The following is a 14,481-nucleotide window of genomic DNA, read 5'->3' on the forward strand; positions in this document are numbered from 1 at the left end:
CTTCGACACAGGCAGGCATGATGGGGAAAAGGGCGCAGCAGAAGCGAGCGGCCAAGCACGCGAAGCAGGCGAAGCAGCGCACAGCCGCAGCATCGCGGAACACCGCCGTCTTCAACGCGCTGGCGGCGCAGATGCCACGTCTGACCTCCATGGACGACTACGAGCCGATGAGCACGCCGTGGGGTGACTTCACCGACTCCTTCACGACGGTCGCCGAAGCGCTCACAGCGGCGGAGGAAGCCGGCGGTCTCCTGTCGTGCTTCGCGTTCGACGACTCCGGTGAGTACGAGCGGGCCTTGCGCCGGGGCGAGGACGGCTGGCGTTACGAGGTGACGCTGTACCCGCGGGGCTACCTACGGGAGCTGGTGAAGACGTCCTGGCTTAGCGCCGAGGACCGGGACCAGGCCGTTGAGCAGCTGCGCCTGGCCCTGTCCGCGTACGTGCCCCCAGGGCTGCGCCGCCCCGACCTTGAGGTCGTACAGCGGCCGTCGACCACCAGCGTGCCCCGCGTCGGCTGGACACAGAGCGTGCCCGTGGCCGGGCTGGAGACCTGGGAGGACGTACGGCTTGCGGAGAAGGACCTGCCGCTGTTCGCCCTCCCACCGCTCGCCGATGGCCCCGGCGGCGTCTGCGACCCTCTGCCGGAAGAGATCTTCACCCTGTTCCAGGCACAAGGTCTGGACGCGCACAGCTGCGCCGGCTGCGGTATGCCGGTCACCAACCGGCACCCGCACTGGCCGGACGTGTGGGTCAGCGTGGAGAACGAGTTCGGGCCGTCCTGCGAACGCTCGCTCCTTACCGGAATGGACTCGCCGCAGAGGGTGCCGCACGTCATCGACGCGACCCAGGCACGGCCCGCCAGGCGGCCGACCGGCAAGGAACAGAAGGTCCAGTGCCGGCACTGCGCCGCGCATGTGACCGAGCAGCATCCCGACTGGCCCGGCGTGTGGACCGAGGCCGGCGGAGACAGTTCGCCGGTCTGCGCGGTGGTCGGCTCCGGATGCGGCGACGCGCAGTCGTACGACCTTGTCGACTGCGTCTATCCGCACATCCCGGCCGGCGGAGACAGCCCGGCCGCCGCAGCCATCGCCGCAGCCCAGCAGACGGGCTACTTCCACCAGCCGCGGCCCGTCCTGTTCTGACCCACAGCGCGCCAGGGCCCCGAACGGGGCCTCGTGAAGTGAGGCACCGCCTATGCGCGGGCATGTCCTTGTGACGCGCCCGCGCCATCAGGCCGCGCAGGCTGGAGAAGCACCCGGAGCCTAGACCTCCCCCGAGGTCATGTCGTCACGAAGTCGCAGGAAGCGCACGGGGTGCCGGTACGTTCCCAGGTCCACAGCGGTATCGACATCGATCTCGGCGACGAGGTCGGGTACGACGGTCTGGAAGATGAGCGGCTCGGAGGCGCCCCACCCGGCGGAGAAGCGACGGCCGTACCAGGGGTGCTCCTGCCCGGCGGGGCGCAGTGCGACGCCCAGTTCGGCTGACGCGGGCCGGGACAGCGGTGTGGAGCGGGCGATCAGCTGGAGCCGGCCCGCGGGGTCGAGACGGCCGAACAGGAGGCTCTTCGGAGCGTGAACGGTTCCGGTGACCGCTCCGATGATCCCCTCCGCCGTCGTGCGTGTCCGCAGCTTTTGCCACCCGCGCTCTCCGGGCCGGTACCGGGAGCCCGGGTCCTTGATCATGACACCCTCGACGCCAGCCGTGCCCCAGGCCGGGTCCAGCCAGGACAACGCGGTCTCCCGGTCTGAGGTCTGCGGGCACAGGGCCCAGGGGGCGGCCAGCCGGCGCGAGGTGAAGAGGTCCTCGAGCGCAGCCCTGCGCCGGTGAAGGGGTTCGTCAAGGAGGACGGTGCCGGCGACTTCCAGGAGGTCGAAGACGATCAGGTAGGCGGGCTCCTGGCGGGCGGCGTGCTCCGCGGTCGCTCCCCGGCGCCGGGCTCGCCGCTGAAGGGCGGAGAAATCAAGCCCGTGCTCGCTCCACACCACCAGCTCCGCGTCCAGGACCGCCTCGACACCCAGGGCGGCCGCGGCCCGGACGACCTCCGGGAACGCCGGCCCGAGGTCCGCGCCACGCCGGGACTGGATGTAGGGCGTCGGGCGGGCGAAGACGAGGGTGCGGTAACCGTCCGCCTTCTGTTCGAACAGCGGCGGCCTTGATCCGGCGCGCGGCAGCGTGGTCACGGAGCGGGCCAGCATGGGCTCGACGGGCGGCGAGAGGTGCACCCTCCACTCCTACGCGATCCGCCCCAGGCCCGCCCTTCGGCCGGCGGCAGGGACTCGGTGCCGATACACGGCCGGATGCGCATACGTCTGCTGCTGGCTCAGGCATGGCTGAGGATGACCAGCAGCGCGGTGCCCTCGGCGAGCACCTGGACGGTGAGCGCCGCCTGCCGCATCCGTACGGCCGGCGCGGCCAGTGCGACAAGCAACGCCACCGTGCCGACGCCGGCACTCCACTTGAACACCCAGCTGGGCAGGCCGGGGGTGCACTGCTCGCCGTAGGTCACGCACCGGGAGGCCTGCTCCGAGGCCAGCGTCAGGATCCCGGTCACCACAGCTGCCGGCACGAACAGGAGTGCGGCCAGGGCGGCCCACAGTCGTGTGCGCTCCCTCGGGGCCGGAGACTGCACAAGGCGAGCGGAAGCGGGTGCGGAGGCGTTCATGCCCCCATCAAAGGTGGGCGGCCGGCGCCGCACAGCCGATCGGCTACTCAGATCTCGGGCGTCACGTACTCAGACATGCGGTCCTGCCCCCTCTGTACACCTCCCTCGCGACCCTGGATGGCCGAACAATGATGTCCGGAACTCGCATGTTCGAATTAATGTTCGATACAGTCGAGAGTGACTGGATCGGTTGGTACGGGTTTGGGGGTATCTGGGCGGAGGGTGTCATGCGAGGAGGCGTCCCACACCTACACGTCAGCAGTGGGTTTTCGGCCCGCTACGGCGCCTCGCACCCGCGCGACATCATCGCCCGAGCCGCCGAACGCGAGATCGGGACGGTGGCGTTGACCGACCGCGACATGGTCACCGGAACGGTGCGCTTCGCGAAGGCCGCCGCGGCCGCCGGAGTGAAGCCTGTATTCGGCGTCGATCTCGGCGTCGCCGCCCATGTCCCACCGGCCGAGGTACGCCACCGGTCCCCAGTACGCGGCGGCGCCCATGTCACCGAGGCCGCCTTCCGGGCCACGTTCCTGGCCCAGGATGCGAGCGGGTGGGCGCGGCTGTGCCGGATGGTGTCCTGCGCGCACGCCGAAGCCTTCCCCGCGGGCAAGCCGCCCACAGCGTCCTGGGAGATGCTCGCCCAGCACGCCGGCGATGGCCTGACGGTGCTGCTCGGTCCCGCATCGGAGCCCCTGCGCGCCCTCGCCGCCGGCCGCCCGGACGTCGCCGAACGACTCCTCGCCCCATGGCGGCAGATCACCGGCGACGGACTGCGGCTGGAAATCGTGTGCTGGGGCCTGTCCGGCACCGGCCCGGGCTCTGTCCGCCTCGCCGCGCACACCCTGACGCTCGCCGACCACCTTGCCATTCCGGCCGTTCTGACCAACGCCGTCCGCTACGCCGACCCCGCCCAGCACCGGATCGCGGACGTGCTGGACGCGGCCCGGCTGCTGCGGCCCATCGACCGGCGGCGCCTGGACTGCGGTGAACGCTGGCTCAAGGACGGGCCCGCGATGACCGAGATCGCCGAGCGGGTGGCGGCCGCCGCCGGGGCGGACCGACGCCGCGCCGAGCGGCTGATCGCCGATACCGCCCTGATCGCGGACGCGTGCGACGTCGACCCGGCCCGGGATCTGGGGCTCGGGGTGCCGCACTTCCCCGAGCCCTCCGTGGTCGGCGCCGAGCCGGGGCCTGACGGGGCCATGCGGCTGCTGCGCCAGCGGTGCGAGAGCGGCATGGTCGCCCGCAGCCTCGACCGCGACCAGCGCGCAATGGACCAGCTCGACTACGAGCTCGGCATCATCGGCCGCCTGCACTTCGAGCCGTACTTCCTTGCCGTGGCCCAAGTCGTCGCCGATGTGCGGGACATGGGCATCCGGGTCGCAGCCCGCGGCTCCGGCGCCGGCTCCATGGTCAACCACTCCCTCTTCGTCGCCACCGCGAACCCACTGGAACACGGGCTGCTCTTCGAACGCTTCCTCAGTGAACGGCGGACGTCACTGCCGGACATCGACGTCGACGTCGAGTCTGCGCGCCGCCTGGAGGTCTACGACCGGATCATCGACCGCTTCGGACGGCAGAGGGTCGCGGTCACGGGCATGCCCGAGACCTACCGAGCCCGGCACGCCCTCCGGGATGCCGGCCTCGCGCTCGGGCTGGCTCCGGCCACCGTGGACCGCATCGCGAAGTCCTTCCCGCACATCCGCGCCTGCGACATCCGCTCGGCCCTCACCGAGCTCCCCGAGCTGCGGCAACTCGCTGCTGAGGCGGAGCAGTTCGGGCCGCTGTGGGAGCTCGCCGAAGGGCTGGACGCTCTGCCGCGCGGAATCGCCATGCACCCGTGCGGGGTGATCCTCTCCAACGTGAGCCTCCTGGACCGGCTGCCGGTGCAGCCCACGCCTGGCGGCGAGTACCCGATGCTCCAGGCGGACAAAGAGGACGTTGAGGACATGGGCCTGCTCAAGCTGGACGTCCTGGGGGTCCGGATGCAGTCCGCCATGGCTCACGCGGTGAAGGAGATCCGCCGCACGACCGGCCGGGCGATCGACCTCGACAACGCCGACCACGTCCCGCTCGACGACCGGTTCGCTTTCGCGCTCATCCAGAACTCCGACACGGTCGGGATGTTCCAGCTCGAGTCGCCCGGCCAGCAAGATCTGGTCGGCCGGCTCCAGCCCCGCGGCCCGCAGGACGTGATCGCGGACATCTCCCTGTTCCGCCCGGGTCCGGTCCAGGGCGGTATGCCCGCCCTCTTCATCGCCGCCCGCCACGGCGCCGCACCCGTCTACCCGCACCCCGACCTGGAACCGGTCCTGCGCGATACGTACGGGGTGACGATCTGGCACGAACAAATCATCGACATCCTGGCGGTCATGACCGGCTGCGACCGCGCGCTGGCCGAAGTAGCCCGCCGCGCCCTCAGCGACGAGCAGCGCCTGGCGAGGGTCGAGGCTTGGTTCCGGCAGCTCGCCGAGGCCCGCGGCTACAGCCCGACCGTGCTGGACAACGTCTGGGAGATCGTCTCGTCGTTCGGGGCATACGGATTTTGCCGGGCCCACGCGGTGGCGTTCGCCGTACCGGCGCTGCAGTCCGCGTGGCTCAAGGCCCATCACCCCGCCGCGCTCTACGCCGGGCTGCTCGAGCACGACCCGGGCATGTGGCCGGCCCGGGTGATCGTCGCCGACGCCCGCCGCCATGACGTTCCCGTCCTGCCCGTCGACATCAACCGTTCACAGCCGCAGTACACGGTCGAACGGACCGCATCCGGCTGGGGCGTGCGGATCTCCCTCGCCTCCGTGCACGGCATCTCGGACGACGAGGTCACGAGAATCGCCGAGGGCCAGCCCTTCACCTCCCTGCAGGACCTCTACGCCCGTGCTCACCCCAAGCTCCCGACGGTCGAGCGGCTCATTCGCATCGGCGCCCTCGACCCGCTCAAGGGGGAGTCGTCGCGGCGGGACCTGCTGCTGCAGGCGACAGAGCTCCACCGCCAGACCCGCAGCCGGCCGGGCGTCGGCCAGCTGCAGCTGGACACCCCGCTCGATGCCGCCGGCCCGTCCGGGCTGCGGGAGATGACCGCCCGCGAGCGGCTGGAGGCGGAGCTCGGCGTCCTGAAGATCGACGTCTCCCGGCACCTGATGGAGGACCACCACCGGCTGCTGCGCGAGATCGGCGCCACCGACGCCAAGCACCTGCGCGCCATGCATCCCGGACAGCGCGTCCTTGTCGCCGGCGTCCGAGCATCCACCCAGACTCCGCCGATCGCGTCCGGGAGGCGCATCATCTTCGTCACCCTCGAAGACGGCTCCGGCCTCGTCGACCTCGCCTTCTTCGAGGACTCTCACGAACGGTGCGCGCACACGATCTTCCACCACGGCCTGCTCCTCGTCCGCGGCACCGTTGAAGCCCGCGGACCCCGGCGCACCGTCGTCGGCGAGATGGCCTGGGATCTTGACGAGCTCGCCGCCGCCCGCGCCACCCACGGGCCGCAAGCCGTCCTTGAGCTCCTGGGCCAGGCCCCCGCGGCCACCCCCGCCCAGGCCAGCCCGTCGCGGGCGATCCCCGTCGGCACCGCGGGCGCTCTCATGCACCCCTGGAGCGATCTTCAGCCCGCCGGAAGCCGATCAGCCGACCTCACCCGCTTCGGGCACAAGAGCCAAGGGAGCGCCGGATGACCCCTGCCAGGAACCCGCGGCCGCGCGCGATTCTGCGGATCCACTTCCATCCCGTGGAGCGCAACGACGAGCTGTACGGACACCTGCTCACCGTGCTGGACGGCATCAGCCCCCGCATCGAGCCGCTGCCCGCCGACTGGTCCGCATACGTCGACCTCACCGGCGCCCTCACCTTCTGGGACCGCGATGTCGAAGGCCTCATCGCCGTGCTCCGCCTGCGCCTGCTCGCGCTCCACGGCGTCCAGAGCTCGGCCGGCGCCGGTCCCACGCGCGGTATCGCGGCGATGGCCGCGGACGCCACCCCGCCCGGCGCCGCCACGGTGGTCGTCGACGACCCGTACGAGATCGCTGCGTTCCTCCGACCGAAGCCAGCAGCGGCCCTGCCCGGCATCGGCCCCAAGACGGCCCGCACCCTCGCCCGCTACGGCATCACCACCGTCGGCGACATCGCCGACACCCCGCTCACCACGCTCCAGCGAATCCTCGGCACCGGACCGGCCCGGCAAGCCCACGACTTCGCCCACGGCCGCGACGAGCGCCCCGTCGTCCCGGGCGCCGCCCCCAAGACCATGAGCGCCGGACACCGGTTCGACGGCGACGAGCTCGACCCTGACCGGCACCACCGCACGGTCCTCGGCCTGGTCCAGGAGCTCGGCGCCCGGCTGCGCACGGCCGGCGAGATCACCCAGGCCCTCACGCTCACCGTCACCTACGCCGACCGCACCCAGACCACCCGCACCCGCAGCCTCACCGAGCCGACTGCCCACCCCCCCGCCCTGGCGGCCGCCGCCCGCGACCTCCTCGCCGGCCTCGGTCTCCAACGCGCCCGGGTCCGCGCGCTCGCCCTACGAGCGGAACGCCTTCGCCCCGCCGAGTACGCCGTCCACCAGCTCACGCTCGACGATCGCGACGAGAAACTTCTCCGCCTTGAGGCTGCCCTCGACAGGGCGCGCCGTCGCTACGGTCCCGGCATCGCAGGGGCGGCATCGACCTTCGGGTGACTCCGGCTCCGAGTCCCCACCTCAGGGCCGCAGACAAGGTCCGGTCTCAGCACCCGTACCGGTCGAGGACCTCACGGGTTGCCTGGTCCAGCGGCCCAAGCGGGTGGGTGCCGCCGTCCTCGGCCGGCCCCAGGCGCAGCGTCGTCTCTCCGCTGATGGGGGTGACGACGAGTACGCCGCCGTCCGCCGTGGCCTGGACTGCATCGTGCCGGTAGGGGGAGGCCGCGAGGCAGCCGTTCGCGTACTCCCGCTCGTAGCGTTCGTACGGGCCGGCGAAGTAGTAGCTCGCGACGGGCCCCTGCCCCTGCCACACGACGAGGGCGATCAGGCCCGCTGCGATGCCGGGCACCGCTGCGCCGAAGCCGGGCCCCTTGATCAGTTTCGGTCCGTACCGGATGACGAGCCCGATGCCCGTGCAGGCGATGAGGCCAGCTGCCATGAACAGCAACAGGGCGTGGGACAGCAGGTCGGCCTCCTTCCCGAAGGTCAGCGGCAACCCCGTGCATGCGAGCACCAGCCAGCCCAGTCCGGCCAGGGTCACACCCTCGTAGACGTTCAGCTTCGCCGGCCACTTCGCCCGGTCTGGCACCAGCTGCCGCTCGCGTCCCACCCAGCGCCCGGCGCCGCGCAGCCGCCCCGGCTGCGGTGCGACGCCTGCGGCCCGGTGCTCGACGAGGAGTGCAAGGACTGCGTCCCCGAAGGCAACGGCTCGGGTGTGCACCGCGAACCGGTCGCTCGACAACCGGGTGAACTCAGCCTCACGACCGGGCTGGATGCGCGTTCCGCTGCCCTGGGGGAAGGCACGGTTGATCGGGTGACCCGGGTCGGGGAAACCGGGAAGCGTGGGCGCCGACCGGCCCCCACCGCCGACCAGATCGGCCACTGCATGGCCCGTCCGCTCGGGGATGAAGGACTCGTACAGCCGGTCCACCTGCCGCTCGCCATGAAGGCTGGCCTGCAGGGCCTCGGCCTGCTCGAGGACCGCGGTCAGGAGAGGATCGGTCGGGGCGCTGCGCATCTTCTCCAGTGCGGCGTCCCGGGGAATGGCCCGCCACACTCCGCCGAGCCGGTCGACCGTCCGGGCCTTCCACGCATTGCGGAAGTACGGCCAGATGAGGGCGACCGGTAGCCGCCGGGGCGGACGCCGGTCGCTCAGGTGGGCACGCAGCAGCATGCCCGCGCTGCGGAGATAGTCGGTCTCGGCCGCATAGGAGATCGCGACGGCGGTCGTCCGCTCTGTGCTCGGAGCGTCGTCCACGCGCTGGGCGGCTGCTCGGGCGGCGTCACCCTGGGCGCTCAACTCGGCGATGGCCCGATGCCAGTGGCTGCTCACCGGCCGCCCCCTCTGTCCCCCGGTCTGGTGTCGCCCTGAGGTTACCCGCACGGTCCGACACAGCAATCTCCCCGGCCAGGGCCACCGGCCGGGGAGGTCGTAACCGCAGGGGTCAGGCCGCCACTGCGTGACCGGAGTCAGCCTGCTGCTGGTGGCGGGACCAGTTCAGGTCGACGTGGGTGGCACCCTCGCGGACCAGGATGGGGCCGTGCGTCCTCTCCAGCCGGCGGTACTCGTTGCCGCCCGAGTTCGGGTTCTTGTAGCCGGCCCACTTGCCCAAGTCGGCTTGTGTCAAAGCCACACCCGCGGCCTGGTGGGCGACATAGATGCGCTCGGCCCGCTGGCGCTGGGACAGGTTCGGCGGCAGCACCGACAGGTCGATCTCGATACTCACCCGCTCTCGTGCATCCTCCTCTGCGTCCTCGTCCGGCGGGGTGTCGTGCTCCGGGTCCGGCTCGTCCTGGTCCAGGTCGGCATTCTCGTCGCCAGGCAGCAGCTCGTCCTCGCCAGCCTGCTTCGCGGGCTCGCCCACCTTGGAAGCCTCGACAGGGTCTGCCGCGCCCTCCCGCGACCCCGGCTCAGCCTCGCCCGGCTGGCCTTCGGGCGCACGCTTCGCGGCCAGGTCGCCGGATTCCGGCCCAGAACCCATGCCCTCGGGCTCCGGCTCCGGTTCGGTCATGGCCGCAGCTGCAGGCTCCGCCACCGGCTCCGGCTCCGGCTCCGGTTCGGGTGCCGCCGCTGCTGTAGGAGCTGCCGCCGGCTCGGGGGCCGGGCGCGGCTCAGGCACTGCGGCGGGCGCCGGGGCCGCGGTCGCCGGTGCCGCCGGTGCGGGTTCGTGCGGTACGGCACCGGGTTCGATGGCCGCGGCCGCCGGCGGTGCCGTCGCGGCCACCGCTGTGGGCGCAGGCTCCTCGGCCTTCTGGGCGGCAGGCTGCACGGGACCGGCGGTCAGGGCGTTCATGGGCGCCGTGGTGACGGCCGGGGGCGCGGCGGTCTCGGCCCGCTCCACGGTCACCTCTGCCGTGGCGGGCGCAGCCGCCGACGGGAGGGGGCGCTGGGAGCCGATCACGCGGACATTGTCGACGGTCGCCAGGAGCTCGGCCCGCCACGCCTTCCACATCTTCACCGGCGCGCCGATCGGCCAGGGCAGCCACAGCAGCAGGCTGTAGTTGCGGTCGCGGTCGGCCTTGCGACGCTTCTGCCGTCCCATGATCACTTGCTCGATCTTGAAGAGCAGCATCTCGAGCAGCACCGCGTACACCAGCGGGGGGACCATCGCGAGGAAGGCGGAACCGGCGCCCGCCTCGGGGGCGTGGAGGAGGTTCATCGCCGCTGACGCGGAGACGAACCCGAGCAGCAGGATCCGCGTGATCGCGCTGGAGCGCAGGGTCAGAGCCTCGAAGAAGCGGATCAGGCTGAGGCTGAGGGCGCCGGCGTCCAGGAGCAGCGCGAACCCTGTCGCGGCGTCCCAGTCGCCGCCGTTGTGGGCGTGGGCGTACTCGCGCTGCGCCCCGAAGGAAAGCCAGGCGGCGATGCCAGCGAGGACGAACATCATCAGGCAGCCGACGCCGAGCGCGATCACGGCGAGGCGGCGCTGCCAGGCGTTGCGGCGCTGGAGGGCGAGCTGGGTGCGCTCCTCGGCGGTGGCGTTCTGCTCGGCGGCTCTGCGTCGGTTGCCGAACACCATGGCGACGGTGGCCGCAGCGCCGATTCCGGCCACGGCGAGGCCGGCGGGCAGCGCCCACTGGACGGTGGTCATCGCTGTCCTCCTTCCCTGGTGTGGCCCGCCGCGGTGGTGGGCCCGGCGGGCGGGATGGCGGCGTTCTGCCGGCGGCGGCTCATGTGCGCGGTCTCCTTCGTCGGACGGACGGCCGAAAGGGCCCCTCGCTCTCTACAGGTGTGATCGAGCGGTGCGGTGTGACACCGGAGGTCGGTGAATCTGAGACGCGTCATGAGGCCGCGGACCCCAAAGTGGGCTGGATCCTCTCGCCCTTGAGGAGCGTGCGCAGCAGGCCCACGGTCTCGGGCGAGGAGTCGACGCCTTCCTCGGCGTTGATTCGGGCCAACTGGGCGGCGGCGCGCTCCAGTCCCTCCCGGTCGCCCATCTCGTGGCAGATCGTGAAGAGGTCCCGGTAGAGCAGCTCGCTCTGGGAGTCGACGAGCATGCCCTTGGTGACGGCCTGGGCTGCCGCCCGGTAGTCGCGGATCTGGCGGCGGCGTTCAGCGAGTTCGTGGGCGACGTCGACGATCGCGCTGATCATCTCCTGGATGTCGGCTTCCGCCCAGCAGTACTTGGAGGGGTCGACATCCGCGAAGGGGCGGCCGCGTACGAGGGCCAGGGCGTGGGCGAGGGCGACGTCGGCGTCCTGCCCGTCGTAGTGCATGCCCTGCTGGTACAGCTCCTTGAAGCGGTCCCAGTCCGAGGTGACGGCGGGGCCGAGCCGGTAGACGCCTTCGGTGACCGCGGGAAGGTAGGCGCCCCGGGGGTCGTCGGCGGGAAGGTGGGGGTTGGGGCCGAGCCAGGAACGCAGCCGCGAGATCGCGGTGTTGCGGGTGCTGGAGGTCTTTCGCAGCCCGGGCCAGATCGCGTTGTCGAGGTCCTGGCGGCCCAGGCCCGGGTGCAGCACGAGCCAGGCGGCGATCTCCAGAAGGTGGTTGTGCCGGTTGCTGCCCACCCGGCCCTGCGCGCCGGCCAGTTTCACCGGGCCGAGGACCTGGACCTGGGGGCCTGCGGGCTCGGCCGGCGGGGTGGCCAGCGCGGCCAGGACGGTGGAGGTCGCGGCGCTGGGGCGGGGGATGATCCGTGCTTCGGTCGCTGTCGCGACTGTCGCGGCTGTCGTGGTCTCGCCGAGCGCGGCCGCGGTCAGGCCGGACTCGTCCTCGTCCTCGTCGTCGGCCAGGGCTGAGTCCGCTTCCTGCGGCTCCTCCTCGTCCGGGCCGTCGCCGAGCGCGGCGGCGGACAGTCCGGAGTCGGCTTCCTCCTCGTCGGGCGACGCCGGGGAGTCGTCCTCCTGCTCGCCGAGTACTTCGTCGAGGACCCTTTCGAAGTCCTGCTCCGGCTCGGCGGTGTCCCACACCTCGGCGCCCAGCGCGGACGCTTCCTCGGGGTCGCCGTCCTCAGCAGGCTCGCCGTCCTCCCAGTCGGTGGGCTCACCGGCGGCGTTACTGTCGGTGTGCTCGTCGGGCTGGTCGTCGGGGGCGGGGGAGCCCGCGACTGCGGGGGACAGGGCGCTGCCGTCCTCCTCTTCCTCCCAGCTGTCGCCGTTTCCGCTCTGGGCGTCGTCGTCGATCAGGGCGGGGGAGAAGGCGGTGAGGGCCGGCAGAGCGGTCGCCAGGCCGCTGCCCTGCGTGGCGACCGCGGTGGTCATTGCAGGGGCGGCGGTGGTCTCCGGAGCGAGCGCGGAGTCCCCGCTGACCGGAACGGTGGGGCGGGGGCCGTTGGTGTCGGCCGACCCGGTGTGCCCCGTCCACGCCGGCGGGGGGACGTCGTCGGTGCGGCTGGAGGTGGCGATCAGCTGGACGAGCCGGTCGTAGGAGTCGTCGTCCAGGTGCTGGAGCTTGACCGCCAGGTCCAGGTCGGGCAGTTCGACGGTGGTGCCGGGCTGGGCGGGCAGCGTCCAGGCGCCGGGCAAGTCGAGTTCGCCGCCCGCGGCGGTGACGACCGCGACCGAGGTGCGGGGCCGGGAGGCGAGGAGGTCCTCGAGCTCGGCGACCGCCGGGCCGGTGGGCGGGGCGGTGGCGATGAGGATGCGGGGGATCCACGTGTCGCCGCCGTCCTCGCCGAGCCGGGCGGCCCGCAGGTGGTCGTGGCCCCCGTCGGTGAGGGCCTGGCGCTGGAAGGCGTCGTGCGCCTGGAGTTCGGTGGCGGCCGGGCCGAGGTCTGCGTGGTGCTCGATCTGGTCGGGGTAGAGGTGGTGCAGGTCGCTGCCGGCGCCGGCGAGGACGATCTGTGTGTCGGGCGCCAGCTTGGAGGAGGCGAGTTCAACGGCGAGGGCGAGCATGACCGCGCGGACGTCGGCCGGACTGCCGACCAGGCGCAGCAGGCCGATGCTCTCCAGGTTGACCAGGACCGCGTCGCCGTCCTCGGTCTCGCCGAGGCTCACCAGGGCCGGGTAGGGCGCGGTGATGTCGGCGGCCTCGTCTTCGTCGAGGAGGTTCGCGCCCCGGGTGGGGCACGACCACACGGTCGGGTTGTCCTCGTGCTCGGAGAACGGTTCCAGCGGCGGGGTGGCGGCGGCCAGGTGGAGCTCGACTCCGCGCGCGGTGATGCGCATCGCCTCGACTTCCGGCAAGGGTCGGCCGGCTTGGCGGCAGTTGGCAGCCAGGGTGCGCAGGGCGCGGTCGGCGAGCACGGTGCCGGTGATGTCGGACGCGACGCGGAGCTGCTTTTCGAAGTCCGCGGTGGCACCGGAGGGCATGGGGATGCGCCGCTTGGGGCGCCGTCGGCGCTGCTGGCGCGCGCGACGGGTCGCGATGACCGCGAGGACGGCCGCGGCCAGGATGCTTCCCGCCGCGGCGATCGTCTGCACACTCTGGTCCCCGCTGTCGGAGCCGTCCGCGGCGTCGTGGGCCTGGGGTGCCTGGGTGGGCGTGCCGTGCTGCTCGCGATCGGGCGCGGGGGTGTGCGCGGAGGGCTGCTGGGTGGGGGTCTCCGGCCGGGCGGTCGGCTGCTCACCGTCCTGGGCGTCCTTGTCCGTGCCCTGGCCGGGGGTCTGGGCCGTCTCGCCCTTCTCCCCGTTCTCGGCGCCCGGGCCCGGCTTGTCCTGGGCGGGCGGCTGCGTCTGGTCAGAGCCAGGTTGGTCTTCGGCCTTGCCCTGGTCCTTGCCCTGGTCGGCGGGCTGCTCGCGCGGCGGCTGGGCCTCGTGCGGCTTTGAGTCGCTTTGGTCGCTGCCGGCCGCGGCGGGGATCTGCAGTTTCCAGCCGGGGTAGATCTCGTCGGGGTCGCCGAGGGTGCGCCCATCGGCCTGCCTCACGCCCTTGTTCGCTTCGACGATCCGGGGATAGTCGTCGGCGTCGCCGAGCTCGTCCTCGGCGATGCCGGACAGCGTTTCGCCCGCGCGGACGGTGTGGGTCTCGGCCGCGGCCTTGGAGTCGGCGGTCTGCGGACGGACTCCGCCGTGATCGGCGACGGGTGCGGCGTCGGCGGGAAGGCGCAGGGTCCAGCCGGGCTGCAGGACGGTGGTGTCGGCGGTGACGAGCGAGCCGTCTGCCTGGCGTACGCCCTCGTTGGCGTCGACGATCCGGTGCCACTCGATTCCGGCACCCAGGCGCTTCTCCGCGATGTCCCAGAGCGTGTCGCCGTCCTGGACGTGGTGGACGGGGCCGTCCCAGGCCGCGGAAGAAGAGGACGCAGCCTTGGTTGCGGTGGCCGCTGTGGAGTGGGCGTCGGCGGTGACGCTGGCTGTGGCAACGGTGGCGGGGGCGGCGCTGGCGGGAGTTGCCATCGCGGTGCCCGCCGGCAGCAGGACAAGGATGCCGCCGACGAGCGCGCCAGCGAGCTGCTGGGATCCGCCCAGCATGCGGATCCGGGGCGCCCGGACGTGGCGCAGCGCGGCGCCCGTCTCCAGGACGACCGAGGCCACGAAGCTGAGCCAGCCGTACCAGCCGATGAGGGTGATGGCGCCCAGGAACAGCTGGCCGGAGTCGGGACTGGTGAGCGCGGCGGTGATCTCGTCGAAGCCGGGGACGTGGTCGGGCAGGACTCCGATGCCGAGCAGAACGGCGGGCACGCCCACCAGGAGCGCGACCAGGGCCACCAGGGCGACGAGCGCACGGACCAGGGTGGCGGCGGTACTGCGGTTTCTCATG

General features: G+C 72.3%; 8 protein-coding genes. 3 read left to right on the forward strand and 5 right to left on the reverse strand.

All coding sequences use genetic code 11. The annotated features are described in order from the left end of the window. The first annotated feature begins 17 nt into the window (after positions 1–17). A complete protein-coding gene (locus IE239_RS10255) occupies positions 18–1,142 on the forward strand; it encodes a hypothetical protein (protein WP_190148966.1) in 1,125 nt (374 codons plus the stop codon). Between the two features lie 120 nt (positions 1,143–1,262). Here the strand turns inward: IE239_RS10255 and IE239_RS10260 are convergent, their stop codons facing one another. Both IE239_RS10260 and IE239_RS10265 read right to left on the reverse strand, forming a co-directional pair. Further along, on the reverse strand, positions 1,263–2,225 hold the full coding sequence (locus tag IE239_RS10260; protein ID WP_190148967.1) for an ATP-dependent DNA ligase: 963 nt from the start codon (positions 2,223–2,225) through the stop codon (positions 1,263–1,265). Between the two features lie 98 nt (positions 2,226–2,323). After that, the gene (locus tag IE239_RS10265; protein ID WP_190148968.1) at positions 2,324–2,665 is read right to left on the reverse strand and encodes a hypothetical protein; all 342 of its coding nucleotides are present in this window, start codon (positions 2,663–2,665) and stop codon (positions 2,324–2,326) included. Positions 2,666–2,892: 227 nt separating this feature from the next. Between IE239_RS10265 and IE239_RS10270 the strand changes: the two genes are divergently transcribed. Together IE239_RS10270 and IE239_RS10275 are read left to right on the forward strand one after the other, a co-directional pair. Then, positions 2,893–6,339, forward strand: a complete 3,447-nt coding sequence (locus IE239_RS10270; RefSeq protein ID WP_190148969.1) for a DNA polymerase III subunit alpha — start codon at positions 2,893–2,895, stop codon at positions 6,337–6,339. Further along, the gene (locus tag IE239_RS10275) at positions 6,336–7,340 is read left to right on the forward strand and encodes a DNA polymerase Y family protein (RefSeq protein WP_190148970.1); all 1,005 of its coding nucleotides are present in this window, start codon (positions 6,336–6,338) and stop codon (positions 7,338–7,340) included. Before IE239_RS10270 ends, IE239_RS10275 begins: the two co-directional genes overlap by 4 nt. 46 nt (positions 7,341–7,386) lie before the next feature. Here IE239_RS10275 and IE239_RS10280 read toward each other — a convergent pair whose 3' ends face one another. The 3 genes from IE239_RS10280 to IE239_RS10290 all read right to left on the reverse strand — a co-directional run bounded on the left by IE239_RS10280 (position 7,387) and on the right by IE239_RS10290 (position 14,480). Next, positions 7,387–8,673, reverse strand: a complete 1,287-nt coding sequence (locus IE239_RS10280; protein ID WP_190149063.1) for a hypothetical protein — start codon at positions 8,671–8,673, stop codon at positions 7,387–7,389. A 112-nt stretch (positions 8,674–8,785) separates the two neighbouring features. After that, positions 8,786–10,432, reverse strand: a complete 1,647-nt coding sequence (locus IE239_RS10285) for a DUF2637 domain-containing protein (protein WP_190148971.1) — start codon at positions 10,430–10,432, stop codon at positions 8,786–8,788. A 190-nt stretch (positions 10,433–10,622) separates the two neighbouring features. Next, entirely contained in the window at positions 10,623–14,480 is a 3,858-nt protein-coding gene (locus tag IE239_RS10290; RefSeq protein ID WP_229878002.1) for a LysM peptidoglycan-binding domain-containing protein, read from the reverse strand. Position 14,481 lies beyond the last annotated feature (1 nt).

It is taken from the genome of Streptomyces humidus, from assembly GCF_014649655.1.
In the GTDB taxonomy this organism is placed as follows: Bacteria; Actinomycetota; Actinomycetes; order Streptomycetales; family Streptomycetaceae; genus Streptomyces; species Streptomyces humidus.